The sequence below is a fragment of the Pseudomonas sp. JL23 genome (assembly GCF_056933585.1).
Genome location: NZ_CM167795.1, coordinates 6067045 through 6088117, shown reverse-complemented (window position 1 = coordinate 6088117; position 21073 = coordinate 6067045). Strand labels below are relative to the sequence as shown.

13 protein-coding genes are annotated in these 21073 nt (G+C 61.0%); 7 read left to right on the top strand and 6 right to left on the bottom strand.

The window, feature by feature from the left end; genetic code table 11:
* The first annotated feature begins 14 nt into the window (after nucleotides 1–14).
* Both speA and AC1Z24_RS28020 read left to right on the top strand, forming a co-directional pair.
* Nucleotides 15–1928 (top strand): arginine decarboxylase, encoded by a 1914-nt coding sequence (gene speA, locus AC1Z24_RS28025; protein WP_259110937.1) that lies wholly within the window; start codon nucleotides 15–17, stop codon nucleotides 1926–1928.
* Nucleotides 1929–2141: 213 nt separating this feature from the next.
* A complete protein-coding gene (locus tag AC1Z24_RS28020; protein WP_483743580.1) occupies nucleotides 2142–3485 on the top strand; it encodes a contractile injection system protein, VgrG/Pvc8 family in 1344 nt (447 codons plus the stop codon).
* A gap of 81 nt (nucleotides 3486–3566) precedes the next feature.
* Here the strand turns inward: AC1Z24_RS28020 and AC1Z24_RS28015 are convergent, their stop codons facing one another.
* Together AC1Z24_RS28015 and AC1Z24_RS28010 are read right to left on the bottom strand one after the other, a co-directional pair.
* Nucleotides 3567–4907, bottom strand: a complete 1341-nt coding sequence (locus AC1Z24_RS28015; RefSeq protein WP_483743579.1) for an MATE family efflux transporter — start codon at nucleotides 4905–4907, stop codon at nucleotides 3567–3569.
* Nucleotides 4908–4980: 73 nt separating this feature from the next.
* Nucleotides 4981–6345, bottom strand: coding sequence for an NHL repeat-containing protein (locus AC1Z24_RS28010; RefSeq protein WP_483743578.1), 1365 nt, complete (start codon nucleotides 6343–6345; stop codon nucleotides 4981–4983).
* Nucleotides 6346–6792: 447 nt separating this feature from the next.
* Between AC1Z24_RS28010 and AC1Z24_RS28005 the strand changes: the two genes are divergently transcribed.
* Nucleotides 6793–11751 (top strand): alpha-2-macroglobulin family protein, encoded by a 4959-nt coding sequence (locus AC1Z24_RS28005; RefSeq protein WP_483743577.1) that lies wholly within the window; start codon nucleotides 6793–6795, stop codon nucleotides 11749–11751.
* A 155-nt stretch (nucleotides 11752–11906) separates the two neighbouring features.
* Here the strand turns inward: AC1Z24_RS28005 and AC1Z24_RS28000 are convergent, their stop codons facing one another.
* On the bottom strand, nucleotides 11907–12200 hold the full coding sequence (locus AC1Z24_RS28000; RefSeq protein WP_483743576.1) for a hypothetical protein: 294 nt from the start codon (nucleotides 12198–12200) through the stop codon (nucleotides 11907–11909).
* Between the two features lie 194 nt (nucleotides 12201–12394).
* Between AC1Z24_RS28000 and pbpC the strand changes: the two genes are divergently transcribed.
* The gene (gene pbpC / locus AC1Z24_RS27995) at nucleotides 12395–14719 is read left to right on the top strand and encodes a peptidoglycan glycosyltransferase PbpC (protein ID WP_483746726.1); all 2325 of its coding nucleotides are present in this window, start codon (nucleotides 12395–12397) and stop codon (nucleotides 14717–14719) included.
* A 91-nt stretch (nucleotides 14720–14810) separates the two neighbouring features.
* Here the strand turns inward: pbpC and AC1Z24_RS27990 are convergent, their stop codons facing one another.
* Nucleotides 14811–15839: a bile acid:sodium symporter family protein gene (locus AC1Z24_RS27990; RefSeq protein ID WP_483743575.1), complete on the bottom strand. Its 1029-nt coding sequence runs from the start codon at nucleotides 15837–15839 to the stop codon at nucleotides 14811–14813.
* Nucleotides 15840–15925: 86 nt separating this feature from the next.
* Here AC1Z24_RS27990 and AC1Z24_RS27985 point away from each other — a divergent pair, with 86 nt between their 5' ends.
* From AC1Z24_RS27985 to AC1Z24_RS27975, 3 genes are all read left to right on the top strand, one after another.
* Entirely contained in the window at nucleotides 15926–16732 is an 807-nt protein-coding gene (locus tag AC1Z24_RS27985; RefSeq protein ID WP_483743574.1) for an AraC family transcriptional regulator, read from the top strand.
* A 162-nt stretch (nucleotides 16733–16894) separates the two neighbouring features.
* The gene (locus AC1Z24_RS27980; RefSeq protein WP_483743573.1) at nucleotides 16895–17791 is read left to right on the top strand and encodes a PA4780 family RIO1-like protein kinase; all 897 of its coding nucleotides are present in this window, start codon (nucleotides 16895–16897) and stop codon (nucleotides 17789–17791) included.
* Nucleotides 17792–17913: 122 nt separating this feature from the next.
* Nucleotides 17914–18201 (top strand): hypothetical protein, encoded by a 288-nt coding sequence (locus tag AC1Z24_RS27975; protein WP_259110952.1) that lies wholly within the window; start codon nucleotides 17914–17916, stop codon nucleotides 18199–18201.
* A gap of 110 nt (nucleotides 18202–18311) precedes the next feature.
* On the opposite strand, the gene cueR is transcribed toward AC1Z24_RS27975, so the two are convergent.
* Complete coding sequence (gene cueR / locus AC1Z24_RS27970) at nucleotides 18312–18713, bottom strand: Cu(I)-responsive transcriptional regulator (RefSeq protein ID WP_483743572.1); 402 nt, start codon at nucleotides 18711–18713, stop codon at nucleotides 18312–18314.
* Complete coding sequence (locus tag AC1Z24_RS27965; protein WP_483743571.1) at nucleotides 18710–20908, bottom strand: heavy metal translocating P-type ATPase; 2199 nt, start codon at nucleotides 20906–20908, stop codon at nucleotides 18710–18712. The genes cueR and AC1Z24_RS27965 overlap by 4 nt, the downstream gene beginning before the upstream one ends.
* Between the last annotated feature and the right edge of the window lie 165 nt (nucleotides 20909–21073).

Here is a 21073-nt window from a genome sequence, read left to right as displayed (position 1 = left end):
TATAGGGGACTTCGATGTCCGTACGACGCACACGCAAAGACGATGGCAGTCAATGGACAGCTGCGGACAGCCGCAGTGTTTATGGGATTCGTCATTGGGGCGCCGGTTATTTTGCAATCAGCGACGCCGGTCGGGTTGAAGTCCGCCCCAACGGGCCGAACAGCAAACCCATCGACCTCTACGCGCAAGTGGAAAACCTGCGCAAGAGCGGCTTGTCCTTGCCGCTGTTGGTTCGTTTCCCCGATATCCTGCAGGACCGCGTCCGCCAACTGACCGGTGCCTTCGACAGCAACATCGCGCGCCTGGAATACCAGAGCAAATACACCGCGCTGTATCCGATCAAGGTTAACCAGCAGGAAGCGGTGATCGAGAACATCATCGCCACCCAAGACGTTTCCATCGGCCTGGAAGCCGGTTCCAAGCCCGAGCTGATGGCCGTGCTGGCCCTGGCGCCCAAGGGCGGCACCATCGTCTGCAACGGTTACAAGGACCGCGAGTTCATCCGCCTGGCGCTTATGGGCCAGAAGCTGGGTCACAACGTCTTTATCGTGATCGAGAAAGAATCCGAAGTTGAGCTGGTTATCGAGGAAGCCGCCGAACTCAAGGTCGCGCCGCAGATTGGCCTGCGCGTGCGCCTGTCCTCCCTGGCCTCGAGCAAGTGGGCCGACACCGGTGGTGAGAAGTCCAAGTTCGGCCTGTCGGCGGCGCAACTGCTGTCCGTGGTCGAGCGCTTCCGCAAGGCTGGCCTGGATCAAGGCATCCGCTTGCTGCACTTCCACATGGGTTCGCAGATCGCCAATCTTGCGGATTACCAGCACGGTTTCCGTGAAGCGATCCGTTACTACGGAGAGCTGCGCAACCTCGGTCTGCCGGTGGATCACATCGACGTCGGCGGCGGCCTGGGGGTCGACTACGACGGCACCCACTCGCGTAACGCCAGCTCGATCAACTACGACATGGACGATTACGCCGGTGTCGTGGTTGGCATGCTCAAGGAATTCTGCGACGCCCAAGGCCTGCCGCATCCGAACATCTTCTCGGAAAGCGGTCGCTCCCTGACCGCGCACCACGCCATGCTGGTGGTGCAGGTCACTGACGTCGAGCGTCACAACGACGAAGTGCCGGTGATCGACGACAAGGAAAGCCTGCCGGAAACCGTGCAATGGCTGGTGGACCTGCTCGGTCCGACCGATATCGAAATGGTTACCGAGACCTACTGGCGCGCCACGCACTACATGAGCGACATCGCTACCCAGTACTCCGAAGGCAAGATCAGCCTGGCGCAGAAAGCCCTGGGCGAGCAGTGCTACTTCGCCGTGTGCCGTCGCCTGCACAACTCGCTGAAGGCACGCCAGCGCTCCCATCGCCAGGTACTGGACGAACTCAACGACAAACTGGCCGACAAGTACATCTGCAACTTTTCGGTATTCCAGAGCCTGCCCGATACCTGGGCCATCGGCCAGGTCCTGCCGATCATTCCGCTGCATCGCCTGGACGAAGAGCCGGTGCGCCGCGCCGTGCTGCAAGACCTGACCTGCGACTCCGACGGCAAGATCAAGCAATACGTCGACGAGCAGAGTATCGAGACCAGCATGCCGGTGCATGCCCTGAAAGACGGCGAGGACTACCTGCTGGGGATCTTCCTGGTCGGCGCCTATCAGGAAATTCTCGGCGACATGCACAACCTGTTCGGCGACACCGACTCGGTGAACATCTACCAGAACCCGGACGGCAGCGTGTACCACGCCGGTATCGAGACCCACGACACCATCGAAGACATGCTGCGCTATGTGCACTTGTCGCCGGAGGAGTTGATGACTCACTACCGTGACAAGGTCGCCAGCGCCAAGATCACTGCCCGTGAGCGCACGTACTTCCTCGATGCCTTGCGGTTAGGGCTGACGCGGTCTTCGTACTTGTCTTCGTAAGCAAAATACTGTGGGACCGGCTTCAGCCGGGAAGAGGACGCTAGAGTCGATGCATCTTTGCCGTCTGTACGATTGTCTTCCCGGCTAAAGCCGGTCCCACCGGTCCTACGCCGATTTCTGCATGTTGCGTAGGCAACTTCCGAATCTGCTTTTCCCCCCTCTACTCCCCCAGGTTTCTCGGCCAGAATTTCCGGCCCGTCAGAGGAACCTGTCATGCCTACTCCTGCCTTCAAACTGCGCATCGTCCGCGCACCTGTTGCATTCACCGTGCAGTCATTCACCGGCTTCGAAGCGATCAGCCAGCCCTTTGTCTTTGAAGTGGACGTTACATGCCGTGATAACTCACTGGATATGCGCGGCCTGATGTACCAGATGGCCTACCTGGCATTCGGCAACGGCAAGGGCGGTTTCCACGGGCAGGTTCAAGGTGTCGAGCGCCGTCATTTTCTGCCCGGCCCTGCCTGTTATCGGCTGACCCTCGGGCCGCGCATGGCTTGTCTGGCGCAGCGGCACAATCAACGCGTTTTTCAGGACTGCACGGCGCTGGAGATCATCCGCCGCCTGTTGCTGGAGCATGGCATCCGCAAAGACCATTATCGCTTCGACCTCAAGACCGAATGCCAGCCGCGTCGATACTGCGCGCAGTACCGCGAAACCGATCTGCAGTTGCTTCAGCGGCTGTGTGCCGAGGAGGGCATTCACTATCATTTTCGCCATTCGCGGCGGGACCACGTACTGGTGTTCGGTGATGGCCTGCGCAGCTTTCGCCGGGCCCCCGAAGCGCCGTTCCAGAGTCTGCCAGGCGTCGACGGCGTGCGGCGTTTTGCCGTCAGCCATGAGCAGGCCCAAACCCCGGGTTCGCGCCTGCAGCAAGTTGCTGAAGGCGAAAGCACTCTGCCGTTCCTGGGGGCGGGGCAGTTGCTGCCCCTGACCGGGCACCCGCAGCAGGCGTGGAATCATTTATGGCTGGTAACCGAGGTGCGACATCAGGGTTCTAGCCACTATCGCAATCAGTGGCAGGCAGCGCCTTGGGAAGTCGGCTTTCGCACACATGAGGCGCCGCGTCCGGAGCGACTGCTGGATATGCAGCGGGCGCGGGTGGTTGACGCCGTTGCCGACACTGACGGGCGGGTGCGAGTGCAGTTCGAATGGGCGTGCCAGGGCCATGAATGCTGGCTGCCGGTGGCGGATCATCTGCAAGGGCGAGGGCCTTGGCGCGTGGGTGCGCTTGTGGTGGTGAGCTTTCTTGAAGGGGACGCGGATCGGCCTTTGATCACCGGTCGTATGCCGACTGGGCCAATGTCCGTGCCGGTTGCTGAATTGCCTGCGCCGATTGAGGCCGGAGAGGGCCTTGAGGTCTGGCTTGATGCGCCGCGGCTGCTTGGGGACGAGCGCTGCCTGCAGATCAATGACGACCTGAAAGTCAGTTTCGAGGAGGGCTGCCAACTGCTATTTCGCGTGGGCGGCAGCACTGTGGAACTGGATCGCCGCTCCCTGAGGTTGACTGCACCTGCGCTGGATCTTTCGTACGAGCCCGATAAATCGCCTCGCGGCTAGCCGCTCCTGCGAAAAATACGGTGTTCTGCAGGACCGGCTTCAGCCGGGAGCCAGCCAGTACGTTCGATGAAAATTGCCCATTCAATTCGAAAACCATCCGCCACTGCGATTCAACCGCCACGCAATTACTCCCAGGCTGACACTGCGCAACACCATGAACAGCATGAAACTCAGCCACAGCGCGTGATTGCCCATGCCCTGGGCCAACCACGCCACCGGCGCGATCAGCAGCACGCTGAGCAGCATGGCATTGCGCATTTCCCGGGCGCGGGTGGCACCGATGAACAGGCCATCGAGCAGGTAGCTCCAGACCGCCACCAATGGCAGCGCTGCCAGGTACGGCAGGTATTCGAAGGCGATCGTGCGCACCTCGGCAATATCGGTCTGCATGGCGATAAACCCGTGCCCGGCAAACAGGAACAGCAAAGCAAAGGCGACGCTACAGATGAGCGACCAGCCCCCCGCCACTGTGAGGGCACGACGTAGGGCCGTGCGGTCTCGCGCGCCAATGGCATGGCCGCACAGGGCTTCCACGGCATGGGCCAGGCCATCCAGGGCGTGGGCGGTCAGCAGCAGGCCGTTGAGTAGCAGGGCATTGGCCGCCACCGTCGCATCGCCCAATCGCGCACCCTGTACGGTGATCAGGAAGAACACCGATTGCAGGGCCAGGCTGCGAATGAAGATATCGCGATTGACCGTCAGCAGCGGTCGCCAATTGTTCCAGCGTTGCAACGCCACCCAGCAAACCTGGCCGGGATAGGCCAGCAGGCCCTTGCGGGTCAGCGCCAGGCCCAATAGCGCCCCGAACCATTCGGCCATTACCGAGGCCCGCGCCGCGCCGACCACGCCCCAATCCAGGCCGAGCACGAACCACAGGTTGAGGGCGATATTGCTCAGGTTGGTCGCCAGCAGAATCGCCAACGGCGCTCGGGCATTCTGCAAACCAAGGAACCAGCCCACCAGAGCATAACTGGCCAGGGTCGCGGGCAGGCCGAGCAGGCGGGTATGGAAGAAGTCCTGAGTCAGCTGATTGAGATCCGCCGAAGGCTGCATCATCGCCAACGCCAGATGGCTGAAGGGCAGGGCAATCGCTGCCAGGAAAAACGCCAGCAATAGCGACAGCAACAAGCCCTGCACCAGTATCTGCCGCAACGCCGCGCCATCACTGCGTCCGGCCGCCTGGGCGGCAAAGCCGGTGGTGCCCATGCGCAGAAAACCCATGGCCCAGGCCAGGAACGTATACAGCGTCGAACCCACCGCCACGGCACCGAGCTGATGGGCATGGGGCAGATGGCCGATCACACTGCTGTCGACCAGCGCCACCAGGGGCACGGAGATATTCGACAGAATCATCGGCGCAGCCAGTGCCCAGACCCGGTGGTGGGTGAGGCGGTGCTGCCAGTCGTTGAGCAGGTTGGACAAGTGGGGGCCCCTTGAAAGGCGGGCATTGTAGCCGTGTGCCTCGCCGACACAGCAGCCCCTGGTGAAAAACGGGTCAGGCGATAAATCTCGCGACTGATTGGTCGCCTGGCAACCCTGTGGTCAACAGTATCTTTGTACCATTCTGGATAGAGGCAGGGGAAAAGCGGAGCATGTCCTGGCGAATGGCGAGTCCATTGACACCGAAGTCAGCATCGCGTGTTCCATTGGGCAGAAGTCTTGCCAAAAAGCCACGGTTATTCATTGGTCCATCGTCTACATAGCCCGATAGCATGATTCGGTTTCCAGCATCCAGAGTCATGCCGACGGCCATAAGTCTGGCATCGGGGGCAATATCATCTAACTTTAGTGGATCACCGTTATTGAAGGTGGGGTCACGGCGGCCATCGCGCAGGAGTTTTATGACAGCGGGATAGAAATAGGGATAGGGAGGATCTTCTTTCAAACCATCAAATTGGAAGACAATGAGTATCGCCCCATCGTCCACCGCTTTTATAGCGATGGCTCTGCCACCCAGAACCGAGTCATCTATCACTACAATTCCGCCGTTACCAAAGCTTTGATCAAGGCTTCCTTCGGCGTCATACCTGAGCACTATGCCGGTATCACGACGATCAGCGAAAACCACCATTCCTCCACGTCTATCAATATCGTAAATTCGAGCATCTATTAAGAAGTCTGGATCCGCCGGGTCTTCGATTTTAACAAAGCCGTTTTGACCAAACGTTTCGTCGGGCATGCCGTCCAGGTGGATCCTGGCCTGGTAAACGCCTGCCCCGTAGCCGTTAGGGTACTGTCTATAACGGGCAAGGAACAACATTTTCCCATTCGGCTGGATATTCAATTGCGGTGTGATATTGGCTTCTACAAGCACTCTGAAGTTAAGCCATGGTGTATTGTCAACGTCAGCTTTTTCGTTATTGGTCGTTGCTTTGTCTGATTTGAGCAGCCAAGGTGGCGGGAAATGTCTATAGCCACTAAATGAAAAACTCCTATCGAGCGAACCTGAGGGTTTGAAGCGGGTCGCGCCTGGCACCCACCAACTATTAGTGAAAAGTATTTCTGAAATGCCGGTTATGGCGCCACTGCCACTGAAAAAGATCAACTCTCTCAGTCGTGCCGGAGTTGTGAGAATCGTGGGAATGGTGGCGTACCCATTGTCGCCAAAGCTTCTGTCAATTTCACCGTTCTCTAACAAGCGGACGAGATAGAAAAGTGCGTCTAAACTTGCGTTCCAACAGACAACATATATAAGTTGGTTTGTGCTTGTGTTCGGGGCTGCTACCACGTAGAGGGCGTCAAGCATTAATGGTGGTTTCATCGGGTTGGGTATATAGACTATGCCTCCGGTGCCGAAACTTGGGTCTGGTTCGGGGGTTGAGTTAGTGGGTTGGTATTCGGATGATTTATTTTTTTTCATGAAGTTCACCGGCTCTATTTTTATTGCTGGTAAGTTGATGGTAGTTGGTGTAAAGCTACGGGTCAAAAGCAGCGGGCAAGAGGAGCACTATCTTTTGGTCGTAAAAACAATAAGTTGAGATGTTATATTGCGTTTCGCGATAGAGATTATTGATAAATGGTATAAAGTTAAAGTTTTGAAGCACCGGTCAATGTCGATACAGCATGATTTACAATTCAAAAGTCAATATAGTGAGCGATGATTCGCAGCACCCGACGCAGCCTTTAAAAGGCTATAAAAATCTGCTCCCGCAAGCGTTTTAGGGGTTGAGAGAGCAGGCAAAACGCCATCATTCAGCCTGAGAACAAAGTCTCATTCCCGCTGTCCTATCGCTTGGTCCCTGCCATGTGGGCCAATGACTGCTATATAGTCAGCACCCTCCCCAACCCGTTGCCAATTGAGTGCCCCATGTTCAACAAAGGATTGTTTCTGGCTTGCGCGCTTGCGCTGCTCAGTGCCTGCGATTCCTCCACCCCCGATAAACCCGCTGCTGCTGCGACGCCGAACACTCAGGCAACGGTCGCTACGGCGAGCAAACCCAAGCCCGCGGTCGATCTGCCAGCGCTGGCCAAGCGTTATGCCGGCCGCGAGTTGAGTGTGATCGATGTTTCGGAAATTCAGGTCGACGGCGCCAGCACCCTGTCGGTGAGTTTCTCCGCGCCTCTGGATCCGGAGCAGAAATTCGCCGAGAAGCTGCATCTGGTGGACAGCAAGGACGGCAAGGTCGACGGTGCCTGGGAGCTGTCGGATAACCTCATGGAGCTACGCCTGCGTCATCTGGAGCCCCAGCGCAAACTGGTGCTGACCGTTGATGCCGGGCTGGTCTCGGTGAACAAGTCCAAGCTGGCCGCCGAGTACATCAGCCGCCTGGAAACCAAGGACCTGCAAGCCACCGTAGGCTTTGCCAGCCGTGGCAGCCTGCTGCCGACCCGTCTGGCCGAAGGCCTGCCGGTGATTGCGCTGAACGTCGACAAAGTTGAAGTCGAGTTTTTCCGCATCAAGTCGGACGAGCTGCCAGCGTTCCTCAATCAGTGGGAAGGCTCGTCGAGCATTTCCAGCTACGCCTCCGAAGACCTGCTGACCATGGCCGAGCTGGTCTACAGCGGCCGCTTCGACCTCAAGCCGGCGCGCAATACCCGCGAAACCGTGCTGCTGCCCATCGGCGGGATCAAGCCCCTGCAAGAGCCGGGCGTTTACCTGGCGGTGATGCGCGTGGCCGGTGGTTATACCTATACCTATCCGGCGACCCTGTTCACCCTCAGTGATATCGGTATGTCGGTGCACCGCTATGCCAATCGCCTGGACGTCTTCACCCAGGCGCTGGAAGGCGGCAAGGCCATGAGCGGCGTTGACGTCGATCTTTACAACAACGCCGGTGCCGTGGTTGGTCAGGCCAAGACCGACAGCACCGGTCATGCACAACTGCCCGTTGTCGCCAACACCGCGCTGATCCTGGCCCATACCGGTGACCAGACCACCATGCAGCGCCTAGATGGTTCGGCGCTGGACCTGGCCGAGTTTGATATCACCGGCCCGCAATCCCATCCGCTGCAATTCTTTATCTTCGGCCCGCGCGACCTCTATCGCCCCGGCGAAACCGTGCTGCTCAACGGTCTGCTGCGTGACAACGATGGCCGTGATGTGAAGCCGCAGCCAATCACCGTCGAAGTGCGCCGCCCGGATGATCAGGTCAGCCGCAAGTTCGTCTGGGAAGCCGACAAGTCGGGCTTCTATCAGTATCAGCTGCAACTGGCCGACGAATCGCCGACCGGCCGCTGGCAGTTGGTGTTCGACCTGGGTGACGGCAAGCCGCAAATCTATGAGTTCAAGGTCGAGGACTTCCTCCCTGAACGCATGGCTCTGGACATCAAGGGCAGCGATACCCCGGTAGCACCTGCTGATTCTCCGGTTTTCGAAATCAAGGGTCGCTACCTCTACGGCGCCCCGGCCTCGGGCAATACCCTGACTGGCCAGCTGTACCTGCGTCCGCTGCGTGAAGCCGTAGCCAGCCTGCCGGGCTATCAGTTCGGTTCGATCACCGAGGAAGACCTCAAGCAGGACCTGGAGATCGACGCCAGCACTCTGGATGCCAACGGTGAGCTGGAACTGTCCCTGGAAAGCACCTGGGGCAAGGCCAAGTCGCCGCTGCAACTGATTCTGCAAGCCAGCCTGCAAGAGTCCGGTGGCCGTCCGGTCACCCGTCGTGTGGTGCAGCCGGTATGGCCGGCCGAGCAACTGCCGGGCCTGCGTCCGCTGTTCGGCAAGAGCGCTGATGATGACGACGATTACTCCGGTTCGGCCAAGGGCGAAGCCCAGACCGATGGCGACGGCCCGGCCGAGTTTGAAGTGCTGGTGGCCGACGCCGCCGGTAACAAGCTGGCTGCCGACAACGTCAAGGTGCGCCTGGTACGTGAGCGTCGCGACTACTACTGGAACTACTCGGAGAGCGATGGCTGGAGCTATCACTACAACGAGAAGTACCTGAACCTCGATGAGCAAACCGTTTCGATCAAGAAAGACTCCACCGTCAAGGTCAGCTTCCCGGTCGAATGGGGCCCATACCGCGTCGAAGTGGAAGACCCGCAGACTGGTCTGGTCAGCAGCCTGCGCTTCTGGGCCGGCTACCGCTGGCAGGACAACACCGACGGCGGCGCTGTGCGCCCCGATCAGGTCAAGCTGGCACTGGACAAGAAGTCTTATGCCGATGGCGACACTGCCAAGGTCACCGTCACCCCGCCTGCCGCGGGCAAGGGTTACCTGCTGATCGAGTCGAGCGAAGGCCCGTTGTGGTGGCAGGAAATCGACGTGCCTGCCGAAGGCAAGACCTACGATATTCCGCTGGACAAGAAGTGGGCCCGTCATGACCTCTACGTCAGCGCACTGGTGATTCGTCCGGGCGAGCGCAAAGCCAATGTCACGCCGAAACGCGCCGTGGGCCTGCTGCACCTGCCGTTGGACCGCGATCAGCGCAAACTGGCGGTGAGCGTTACCGCACCTGGGAAAATGCGTCCCAAGCAGCCGCTGAAAATCAAGGTGGCGGCGAAGAACGCCGATGGCAGCATCCCGAAAGACGTGCATGTACTGGTTTCGGCCGTGGACGTGGGCATTCTCAATATCACCAGCTATCCGACGCCGGACCCGTTCAACGCCATGTTCGGCCGCAAGGAATACGGCGTCGACCAACTGGACGTCTACGGTCAACTGATCGAAGCCGGTCGCAACCGCATTGCGACCCTGGCTTTCGGTGGTGACGCTGCGCTGGCCAAGGGCGGTAAAAAGCCCGACACCAGCGTGACCATCGTTGCTCAACAGGCCTTGCCGGTAACCCTCAATGAGCAGGGTGAAGGCGAAGTCAGCGTCGACATTCCGGACTTCAACGGTGAAGTGCGGATCATGGCCCAGGCCTGGACCGGTGATCACTTCGGCGTGGCCGAAGGCAAGACCGTGATTGCCGCGCCGATTGTGGCCGAGCTGTCGGCACCGCGCTTCCTTGCTGGTGGCGACCAGACCTCCGTCGCCCTGGACCTGTCGAACCTGACGGACAAGGCGCAGAAACTCGTGGTGAGCGTCAGCGCCGAAGGCCAGTTGGCCATTCCCAACGGCAACCAGTCCCGCGTCGTGCAATTGAACAAAGGCCAGCGCACCACCTTGAAGGTGCCGGTGCAGGCCCTGGGCGGTTTCGGCCAGGGTTCGGTCAAGGTGCTGGTGGAAGGTCTGGTTCTGCCGGGCGAGACACTGCCACCGTTCAACCGCGAATGGAAAATCGGCGTGCGTCCGGCGTATCCGGCGATGCTCAAGCACTACCGCGCTGCGCTCAAGGATGATGTCTGGAGCCTGCCCGACGGTGCCCTGGATGTGTTCGAACCGGCCGGTCGCGAGGCGATGTTCTCGGTTTCCAGCCGTCCGCCACTGAACCTGGGCGAGCAGATCCGTGCCCTGAAAGCCTATCCGTACGGTTGCCTGGAGCAGACCGCCAGTGGTCTGTATCCGTCCCTGTATGCCGATGCCGCGACCCTCAAGCGTCTGGGCATCAAGGGCGAGCCGGATAACGAGCGCAAGCGCAAGGTCGAACTGGGCATCGAACGCCTGCTGGGCATGCAGCGCAGCAACGGCAGCTTCGGCCTGTGGGGTTCTGACAGCGAAGAGGAATACTGGCTGACCGCATACGTCACCGACTTCCTCATGCGTGCCCGTGATCAGGGTTATGCCGTGCCGCCGGATTCCCTGAAGAAAGCCAACGAACGCCTGCTGCGTTACCTGCAGGACGCCAATCAGGTGCAGATCAACTACAGCCGTAACGTCGAGCACAGTCGTTTCGCCGTGCAGGCCTACGCCGCGCTGGTCCTGTCGCGTAGCCAGCAGGCGCCGCTGGGTGCCCTGCGCAGCCTGTTCGACCGTCGTACCGACGCACGCTCCGGCCTGCCACTGGTGCAGCTGTCGATTGCTCTGGACAAGATGGGTGACAAGCCGCGTGCCGATCAGGCGCTGTTGGCAGGGCTTGCCGTACAGCGCAAATCCGGCGAGTGGCTGGCCGACTACGGCAGTTCCTTGCGTGATCAGGCGCTGATCCTGGCCCTGCTCAATGAAAACAACCTGGCTGCAGACAAACGCGACGACCGTCTGTTTGCCCTGGCGGACGAGGTGGCGGCCAACCGTTATCTCTCCACTCAGGAAAGCAACGCGCTGTTCCTCGCCGGTCGTGACTTGCTGAACAAGCCTGAGAAGGCTTGGGCGGCGAAACTGGTCAGCGGCGCGCAGAGCTTCGATCTGAGCAACAATCAGACAGCGGTCAAGCTCGACGGCGACAGCCTGGCGGCGCCGATGACCCTGCAGAATCAGGGCGGCGACACGCTCTATCAGCAGATGACCATTTCCGGCTATCCAGTGCAGGCGCCAGCGCCTGGCGGCGAGAACCTGGAAATCAGCCGCGAGTACCTGAGCGTCGATGGCCAGCCGCTGAACCTCAATGCGCTCAAGAGCGGTCAGCTGGTGCTGATCCATACCGCGATTCGTGCCAAGGAGCGGGTGCCGGATGCCTTGGTGGTTGACCTGTTGCCGGCCGGTCTTGAGCTGGAAAACCAGAACCTGGCGCAGAGTTCGGCCAGCCTGGAAGACGCCAGCGAGTCGGTGAAGAACTGGCGCGAGTCGATGGAGAACGCCAACATCAAGCACCAGGAATACCGTGGCGACCGTTATGTCGCAGCCCTGGACTTGAACGGCAGCACCACGGTGAACCTGGTCTACCTGGCCCGTGCGGTGACGCCGGGCGTCTACCGCGTGCCGCCACCGCAGGTGGAGTCCATGTACCGGCCGAACTGGCAGGCACTGGGTGCGACGCCGCCGCAGTTGGTGGTCAAGGCTAAGTAGTCTGAAGCGATGATCGATCCCGCATGATGTGGGATCGGTTGATTTGTTGGAGCGAGGCTTGCCCGCGAAGAGGTCGGTACATCCGATACATCTTTTGCGTCGGACAAATCCTCTTCGCGGGCAAGCCTCGCTCCCACAGTCGTTTATCTACAGTATCAATGCACCACCCAACTCATGACCCACAACCCCAGTGCCAGCCAGATGATGCCCATGATGATCGAGGCGCGCATGAACGCGCGGATGGCCGAATAGAGCAGAATCAAGCCGATGATCAGCGCGCCGATGCTGATCAGTGAGGTGTCCATGCCCAGAGTCCGGGACAGGCCCTCGATAAAGTTGCTGCCGGCATGGGTGAACCCATTGAACAACCAATCCAGCCCATCGACCACGAAGCGGATCACCGCACCGATGGCCTGGCCAAGCCCTTCGAAAAAGCCTTCTACCTGCATATGTGCGTCCTGATCAGTGTCATGAAAAAGCGAGTCTCCAGGCTTTGGCTATCACGTGCCATCACGAGTTCCGTGGAGCATAGAGGTTCTGTGTGTTGATTCGCGGATTTGTTGTGCGCGGACTGCCGTTGGTGCGTCGTTTTGCTCGTCGTTTATGGGGCCGGCGCCTTGAACCGAAGACCTGGCACCAGGGCCTGACCCTATTGCTGCGTCGGGCCGTGCTCGGCCTTTTGCTGCTGATTGCCCTGTTATGGCTGGCCGACCGTATCTGGCCGCTGCCGCTGCCCAAGGACGATCTGGCGCGAGTGGTGCTGGCTGAGGATGGCACGCCGTTATGGCGCTTTGCCGATGCCAATGGCGTATGGCGCTATCCGGTCAGCCGCGATCAGGTCTCGCCCTATTATCTTGAAGCGTTGCTGACCTACGAGGATCGCTGGTTCTACAGCCATCCGGGGGTTAACCCGCTGGCGCTGCTGCGGGCGACCTGGCAGAACATGCACGGTGCGCGGGTGGTGTCCGGCGGCAGCACGCTGTCGATGCAGGTGGCGCGCTTGCTCGACCCGCACGCCCGCACCTTGCCCGGCAAGCTGCGCCAGCTGTGGCGCACCCTGCAGTTGGAGTGGCATCTGTCCAAGGATGAGATTCTCGGCATCTACCTCGACCGCGCCCCGTTTGGCGGCACCCTGCAAGGTGTTGCTGCGGCCAGTTGGGCGTATCTGGGCAAGTCCCCGGCGCAAATGACCCGTGCCGAAGCCGCGTTGCTCGCGGTATTGCCTCAGGCGCCGAGCCGCCTGCGTCCTGACCGTCACCCCAAGCTGGCCCAGGCGGCACGGGACAAGGTGCTCAAGCGTCTGGCCGAGTTCAAGGTGTGGCCGCAAGAGGCGGTCGACGATGCCTTGGAGGAGCCGTTGCTGCTGGCGCCGCGTCAGGAGCCGAGTCTGGCGCCGCTGCTGGCCCGACGCCTGAACCGACCCCGCAGCCCGACCCTGATCCGTACCACCCTGGATGCGGTGCTGCAACGGCGCATGGAAGACCTGATCCTCGGCTGGCGCGCGCGTCTGCCGGAGCGCACATCGGCGGCGATTCTGGTGGTCGAGGCAGAGAATATGGCGGTGCGCGCCTATGTCGGCTCGGTGGATATCAACGACGTCAAACGCTTCGGCCATGTCGACATGGTCAGCGCCCTGCGTTCACCCGGCTCGACCCTCAAGCCATTCCTTTATGGCAAGGCCATGGATGCCGGGCTGATCCACTCCGAGTCGCTGTTGCAGGACGTGCCCCGACGTTTCGGCGACTATCGCCCCGGCAACTTCTCGGCGGGCTTCAGCGGGCCGGTGGCGGCCAGTGCGGCGTTGTCCCAGTCCCTCAACCTGCCCGCCGTGCAACTGTTGGAAGCCTACGGGCCGAAACGCTTTGCCGGTGAACTGCGCACTGGCGGCGTGCCCCTGACCCTGCCGCCGTTGGCGCAGCCGAGCCTGGCGTTGATCCTCGGTGGCGGCGGCAGTCGTCTGGAGGATCTGGTCGGCGGCTACAGCGCCTTTGCCCGTGGCGGGCGCAGCGCCGACATCCGCCTGCAGCCGGATGATCCCCTGCGTGATCGGCCGATGATGTCGCCGGGCGCGGCGTGGATCATTCGGCGGATTCTCAGCGGCCAGTCGCGTCCGGATCTGGACACCCACGCCGACCTGGTACAGCGCCCACAACTGGCCTGGAAGACCGGCACCAGTTATGGTTTCCGCGATGCCTGGGCGATTGGCGTCGGGCCGCGCTTTATCGTCGGCGTATGGATCGGTCGACCGGACGGCACGCCGGTGCCGGGGCAGTTCGGCCTGGCCTCGGCGGCGCCGTTGATGATGCAGGTTCACGATGTACTGGTGAACCGCGACAGTCAGCGCAATATTCTCGCGCCGATCCAGCCGATGCCGATGAACGTCGGTGTCGCGGCGATCTGCTGGCCGTTGGGGCAGACTATGAGCAAGACCGACCCCAACTGCCGTCGTCAGCGCTTCGCCTGGACCTTGGACGGCACTACGCCGCCGACCCTGATGCCGCCCGAACAACCCTTGGGTCTGGGCCTTGAAGAGAAGGTCTGGATCAATGAAAAGGGCCTGCGCGTGGCCTCGGATTGCCCCGGTGCACAATTACGTGACGTTGCTCTGTGGCCGTCGGCGCTGGAGCCTTGGCTACCGCGTGGCGAACGCCGCGATGCCCGCTTGCCCGCCAACGACCCGGACTGCCCGCCACAGGCATTGGGGCTGGCGGCGCCATTGGTAATTGTCGGCGTGCGTGATGGCGATAACCTGCGCCTGCCGGTGGGCAGCCGCCAGGCCCTGCGCCTGAAGTTATCCGCCTTGGGCGGCAGCGGTCGGCGCTGGTGGTTTATCGACGGCAGCCCCATGGCCGATACCGCCAACCAGGACTTCTTCAGCCCGACGCTCAACCGCCTCGGTCGCTATCAGTTGAGCGTGCTCGACGAAAGCGGGCAGACGGCGCGGGTGGAGTTCAACGTGATCGATTGAGGTGGGGCTGGCGCGGCATAAAAATGTGGGACCGGCTTTAGCCGGGAAGACGCATTCCCGGCTGAAGCCGGTCCCACATATATGCAGTCAATCAGGCTGCGCGCGCTTCTTCCAGTGCAACTGCGGACAACTGGCGCTTATGCCGCGCTGCATAGTTTTCCGCCATCACCGAGCAGACGATCAACTGCATCGGGTGGTAGATCATGATCGGCAGCAGGATCAGGCCCAGCCCCGGGTTATTGCCGAAGATCAGCGCCGCCATGGGCGCCCCGGCCGCGAGGGATTTCTTGCTGGCGCAGAACACCGCAGCAACGCTGTCGGCATGATTGAAATGCAGGGCGCCGGCGGTGCGGGTGGTCATGAACAGGATCACGGCAAGCAGGATCGCGCTGCCGATAAACGCGGTGAGGATCACGCTATTGCCCTGGGTCTGCCACATGCCTGACACCATCGAGTTGCAGAACGCCGCGTAAACCAGCAGCAGGATCACTACCTTGTCGATGATATTGGTGTAGCGCTTGTGCCGGGCGAAGAACTTGCCCAGCAGCGGCCGCAGCAGCTGCCCCAGCACCAGAGGCAGCAGCAGCATGCCGCACAGGTCGAGCAGCGTTGAGCCCAGGTCTATACCGCCCGCGCCGGTGCCCACCACCAGGCTGCACAGCCATGGCGTGATAAAGATGCCGAAGACGCTGGACAGGCTGGCATTGAGAATCGCCGCGGGCACGTTGCCGCCTGCGCTGCCGGTCAGGGCCACGGACGAAGAAATGGTCGAGGGCAGGGCACACAGGTAGAGGAAGCCGAGCATCAACAGCGCTGGAATCTGATTGCCGAACAACTTGTCGCAGGCCAGCCAGATCAACGGGAACACTGCAAAAGTGAAGCTCTGGACCATGATGTGCAGGCGCCAGTTCTTCAGACCGTGACTGATTTGTTCGCTGGACAGATTGACCCCGTGCAGGAAGAACACCAGGAACACCCCGCCATTGATCACGTATTCGGCATGCATGCCGCCGCCGCTGGCGCCGAAGCCGGGGAAGAAGTACGCCAGCACGGTTGCCAGCAGCATGCCGCAGAGGAACCAGTCTGTGACGACGCGCTTGAGGTGTTTGAGTGCTTGCATAGAAAGACCGGGTGCTTGTTTGTAAAGAAAGGTGTCCACAGGCTAACCTGTCTGACGATTTCCGTCTTGCGACATAAGGCCAAGCGATGCCGACTAACGGACAACCTGACTTGCGGCGTGCCGGTGCAGAACGGCAAATCCCGGCCCTCAGCGAGCTGCCGCGCCCGCTGTATGCCCGAGCCGAAAGCCTGGGGATCGGCTCGTGGACGCCGCCGCATCGCCACGATTGGGGGCAGTTTTCCTACGCGATCAGTGGGGTACTGGGCGTACACACCGCCGAGGGCAGTTTTTTTGCGCCGCCGCAGTGGGGCGTATGGATTCCGCCGGGGCTGGAGCACCAGGTGGTCACCTCAATGCAAGCCGAGATGCGCAGCCTGTATGTGCGCGAAGAAGACGCCGCCTGGGCCGCGCCGGGCTGTCAGGTGCTGGAAGTCACGCCCCTGGCCCGTGAGCTGATCAAGACCTTCTGCCTGCTGCCGGTCGATTACCCGCTGGGCGACAGCCATGAAGCGCGACTGGTGCAGGTGCTGCTCGATCAACTGGCGCGCCTGCCCCAGGTCGGTTTCTCCCTGCCGCTGCCGCGCCATGCGCGCTTGCTCGGCCTGTGCAACGAACTGATCGAAAGCCCCGGCATGCGCATCAACCTGCAGGACTGGGCCGAACGCCTGGGTATGTCGGAAAAAACCCTGATGCGACTTTTTCAGCGCGAAACCGGTCTGAGCTTTCGCGGCTGGCGGCAACGGGCGCGATTGTTGTCGTCGCTGGGCGCCCTGGAAAATGGCGAGAGCGTCACTAACACGGCGCTGAGCTGCGGTTACGATTCCACCTCGGCGTTTATCGTCGCTTTCAAAGGCTTGTTTGGCTATACCCCCGGCGAGTTGTTTCGCCAATGAAGTGTCATGAATGGGCACGAAAGCTGCTTTATAGGTTGTTACAGTGACTTTACTGACGTAATCCGGGCTGATCGATAATCAACCACTACTCGCTGGCATTGGATTGCCGTATAACGAGCAACGATCGCGTGTTTGGCAACGAAGGACCCACAATAAAAGCTGATGAAGACTCCTAAACGCATTGAACCCCTGATCGAGGACGGTCTGGTTGACGAGGTGCTGCGCCCGCTCATGAGCGGTAAAGAGGCAGCTGTTTATGTGGTGCGCTGCGGTAAAGAGCTGCGGTGCGCCAAGGTTTACAAGGAGGCGAACAAACGTAGTTTCCGTCAGGCGTCGGAGTATCAGGAAGGCCGCAAGGTCCGTAACAGCCGGCAGGCCCGGGCCATGGCCAAGGGGTCCAAATTTGGTCGCAAAGAGACCGAAGATGCCTGGCAGAACGCCGAGGTCGCGGCGTTGTTCCGCCTGGCCGGTGCCGGTGTACGGGTGCCCAAGCCGTACGACTTCCTTGAAGGCGTATTGCTAATGGAGATGATTGCCGATGAAGACGGCGATGCCGCGCCGCGTCTGAATGACGTGGTGCTGGAGCCGGATCAGGCCCGGGAATATCACGCGTTCCTGATCCAGCAGATCGTGCTGATGCTGTGTGCCGGTTTGGTGCACGGTGACTTGTCCGAGTTCAACGTGCTGCTGGCCCCGAGCGGGCCGGTGATCATCGACCTGCCCCAGGCAGTGGACGCGGCGGGTAACAACCATGCGTTTACCATGCTGGAGCGTGACGTCGGCAACATGGCGTCTTACTTCGGTCGCTTTGCGCCGGAGTTGAAGGCCACGCGGTACGCCAAGGAAATGTGGGCGTTCTTCGAGGCCGGGACGCTGTCGCCGACGACTGTCCTGACCGGCCTGTTCGATGATCCGGAAGAGACTGCCGATGTCGGTGGCGTATTGCGGGAAATCGAAGCGGCGCGCCGCGACGAAGAGCGCCGTCAGGCCGCTCGTGCTGCCGACGACGAGCCCGCCAATAAAATGGCCGAAGAACCGCCTCCGCCCTGGATGCAGTGATCTTCACCGTCATCACGCCGGGTTTTCATTAATCGGCGTGATGACCGTTCGTCGGTCTGGCGGCACCTCTCGAGCAGGCGCCCGGACCAATGTGTATCGACTCCATCAAGAGGATGCACATCATGATCAAGACCAAACTGACTGCCCTGACCCTTGCTGGCCTGCTGGCTGCTGCCAGTGTTCATGCGGCCGACTCCACTGGCCCCACCGACCCGGTAGACACCAACGGCCCGCGTTCGGGCAGCTCGAGCATGGGCCAGAACACCGACGGCTCGACCCCCGCACCCAAGACTTCAACACCCGGCACCAAAGGCATGACCAATAGCGGCACTGATGGCAGTACCAGCACAGGGCCATCGACCAAGGGCGGTTCGAGTGCCGGGACCAGTAATTCCAGTGATGGTAAATGATCCTGTGGGACCGGCTTTAGCCGGGAAGGCGTCGGCATGAACGATACACGTCTGTCGTCTGCCCGATGGGCTTCCCGGCTAAAGCCGGTCCCACGTGAAATACCATCGCTCTATGAACAACACCCACCCGACGCCAGATCCTTGAGGATCGGGCAGTCCGGTCGGTGATCGCCGTGACAATGCTCGACCAGATCCTGCAAGGTGTCACGCAATGCGGCCAGTTCGCTGATCTTCAGGTTCAGCTCGACGATATGTTCCCGGGCCAAAGCTTTGACATCGGCACTGGCGCGCTGGCGGTCTTGCCACAGGGCCAGCAGCTTGCCGACTTCCTCCAATGAAAAGCCCAGGTCACGCGAGCGTTTGATGAACGCCAGGGTGTGCAGGTCATCGGCGCCGTACAGGCGATAGCCGCTGTCTGTGCGATGAGCCGGTTGCAACAGCCCGGTAGACTCGTAGTAGCGGATCATCTTGGCGCTCAGGCCACTGCTTTTTGCTGCTTGGCCGATATTCATGACAGTTCTCCTTGATCTGCGGGCTTCCAGGTCTTGAGCAGCAGGGCATTGCTCACCACGCTGACGCTGGACAGGGCCATCGCGGCTCCTGCCAAGACCGGATTGAGAAAACCAAAGGCTGCCAGGGGAATACCGATCAGGTTATAGACGAAGGCCCAGAACAGGTTCTGGCGGATCTTGGCATAGGTGCGTCGGCTGATATCCAGCGCCGCCGGGATCAGCCGTGGATCGCCGCGCATCAGGGTGATCCCCGCTGCGTGCATGGCCACGTCGGTGCCGCCGCCCATGGCGATGCCGATATCGGCGGCGGCCAGTGCAGGGGCATCGTTGATGCCATCGCCGACCATGGCCACGACGTTATTGGCCTTGAGGGCCAGTACTGCGGCGGACTTGTCGGCGGGCAACACCTCGGCGTGCACGTCTTCAATGCCCAAGGCTTGCGCGACGACGCGGGCACTGCCCTGATTGTCGCCGGTGAGCAGATGGCTGCTGATATTTCGCTCGGTCAGTTGCCTGACCGCTTCGGCAGCGCCGGGCTTGAGCGTGTCGCCAAAGGCAAACAGCCCAAGCACACGGGGCTCGCTGCCTTGCTCGATCAGCCAGGACAGGGTGCGGCCTTCTGCTTCCCAGGTTTTCGCCGAGTCGGCCAGTGAGGCCATGGTCAGACCGCTTTCGTCCAGCATCCGTCGATTGCCCAACGCCAGCGAGCGCCCGTTCACCGAGCCTGCGATACCGCGTCCGACCAGGGCCTGACTGTTTTGCACCCTGGCCAGTGGCAGTTGGCGTTCCTTGCAGGCATCCAGTACCGCCTTGGCCAAGGGATGCTCGCTGCCGCTTTGCAGGGCTCCTGCCAGTTGCAGGAGCAGGTTTTCTTCACCATCCAGCGCAGCGAAATGGGCGATGCGCGCAGTGCCCGAGGTCAGGGTGCCGGTCTTGTCGAATACCACGGCCGTGACTTCGTGGGCGCGTTCCAGGGCCTCGGCGTCTTTGATCAGAATGCCGAATTTGGCGGCAACGCCGGTCCCGGCCATGATCGCGGTCGGCGTCGCCAGACCCAGTGCGCAAGGGCAGGCGATGACCAGTACGGCCACCGCATTGATGATCGCGCTCTCCAGAGAGGCGCCAACCGTCAGCCAGCCGATCAGGGTGATCAGCGCCAGCACCAGTACGGTCGGCACGAACACCTGGCTGACTTTATCCACAAGCTTCTGGATCGGCGCCTTGCCCGCCTGGGCATCCTCGACCAGACGAATGATCCGCGCCAGCACGGTTTCGGCGCCTAAGGCCAGAGTCCTGACCAGCAGACGACCTTCGCCATTGATAGCGCCGCCGGTGACCTTGTCGCCGGGCAGTTTGGGCACGGGCAGGCTTTCGCCACTGATCAAGGCTTCATCGGCATGGCTCTGGCCATCCACCACTTCGCCGTCCACCGGGAAGCGTTCGCCGGGTTTGACCAGCACCAGATCATTGAGGCGCAGGGCGCTGATGGCGACGTCGTGTTCCTGGCCGTCGATCACCTGAATGGCCCGTTCCGGGCGCAAGGCTTCGAGGGCGCGGATGGCGCTGGCGGTCTGGCGTTTGGCCCGGCTTTCCAGGTATTTGCCCAGCAGAACCAGGGCGATGACCACCGCCGAGGCTTCGAAATACAGATGAGGCATGCTGCCCGGCGCGGCCATGGCCCACTCGTATAGGCTCAGGCCGTAACCGGCGCTGGTGCCGAGGGCGACCAGCAGGTCCATATTGCCTTCGCCTGCGCGCACCGCCTTCCACGCAGCGACATAGAAGCGCGCGCCAAGGATGAATTGCACAGGCGTCGCCAGAGAAAACTGCAGCCAGGACGGCAGCATCCAGTGCAGGCCGAAAGGCTGCAGCAGCATTGGAATGACCAGCGGTACGGCCAGCAGCAAGGCGAGGATCAGGGCGTAGCGTTCGTGGGTGAGGCGCCGGTGCTGATCGTCGGCGCTGGTCTTGGCGTCCTGCAGCAAGGTGGCGCCGTAACCGGCCTTTTCCACCGCACCGATCAGTAGCGTTGAATCGACATAGCCCTGAGTCTCGACGTGGGCACGTTCATTGGCCAGGTTGACGCTGACGCTTTTGACGCCGGGGACTTTATTCAATGCGCGTTCGACCCGGCCTGCGCAACTGGCGCAGGTCATGCCGCTGATGGGCAGGTCGAAAGTGGCGGGCTTGAGCATGCGGGGGTACTCCCTGAAGGCTTGATACCTACAGGATCAACCTTACCATTCTGGTAAGGTCAAGCGAGTTCTCTACGATTGGCAGGTAGTTGTGGGACCGGCTTCAGCCGGGAAGGCGTCGGTATGATCGATACATCTCTATCGTCTGCCACATGATGTATCGGA

What these genes read in the sequence shown, in the direction of transcription:
- AC1Z24_RS27965 (WP_483743571.1), bottom strand. Translation starts at nt 20,908, where the DNA reads ATGCTCAAGCCCGCCACTTTCGACCTGCCCATCAGCGGCATGACCTGC.
- AC1Z24_RS28010 (WP_483743578.1), bottom strand. Translation starts at nt 6,345, where the DNA reads ATGAAAAAAAATAAATCATCCGAATACCAACCCACTAACTCAACCCCC.
- AC1Z24_RS27980 (WP_483743573.1), top strand. Translation starts at nt 16,895, where the DNA reads ATGAAGACTCCTAAACGCATTGAACCCCTGATCGAGGACGGTCTGGTT.
- AC1Z24_RS28000 (WP_483743576.1), bottom strand. Translation starts at nt 12,200, where the DNA reads ATGCAGGTAGAAGGCTTTTTCGAAGGGCTTGGCCAGGCCATCGGTGCG.
- AC1Z24_RS27975 (WP_259110952.1), top strand. Translation starts at nt 17,914, where the DNA reads ATGATCAAGACCAAACTGACTGCCCTGACCCTTGCTGGCCTGCTGGCT.
- cueR (WP_483743572.1), bottom strand. Translation starts at nt 18,713, where the DNA reads ATGAATATCGGCCAAGCAGCAAAAAGCAGTGGCCTGAGCGCCAAGATG.
- AC1Z24_RS27990 (WP_483743575.1), bottom strand. Translation starts at nt 15,839, where the DNA reads ATGCAAGCACTCAAACACCTCAAGCGCGTCGTCACAGACTGGTTCCTC.
- speA (WP_259110937.1), top strand. Translation starts at nt 15, where the DNA reads ATGTCCGTACGACGCACACGCAAAGACGATGGCAGTCAATGGACAGCT.
- AC1Z24_RS28005 (WP_483743577.1), top strand. Translation starts at nt 6,793, where the DNA reads ATGTTCAACAAAGGATTGTTTCTGGCTTGCGCGCTTGCGCTGCTCAGT.
- AC1Z24_RS28020 (WP_483743580.1), top strand. Translation starts at nt 2,142, where the DNA reads ATGCCTACTCCTGCCTTCAAACTGCGCATCGTCCGCGCACCTGTTGCA.
- AC1Z24_RS27985 (WP_483743574.1), top strand. Translation starts at nt 15,926, where the DNA reads ATGCCGACTAACGGACAACCTGACTTGCGGCGTGCCGGTGCAGAACGG.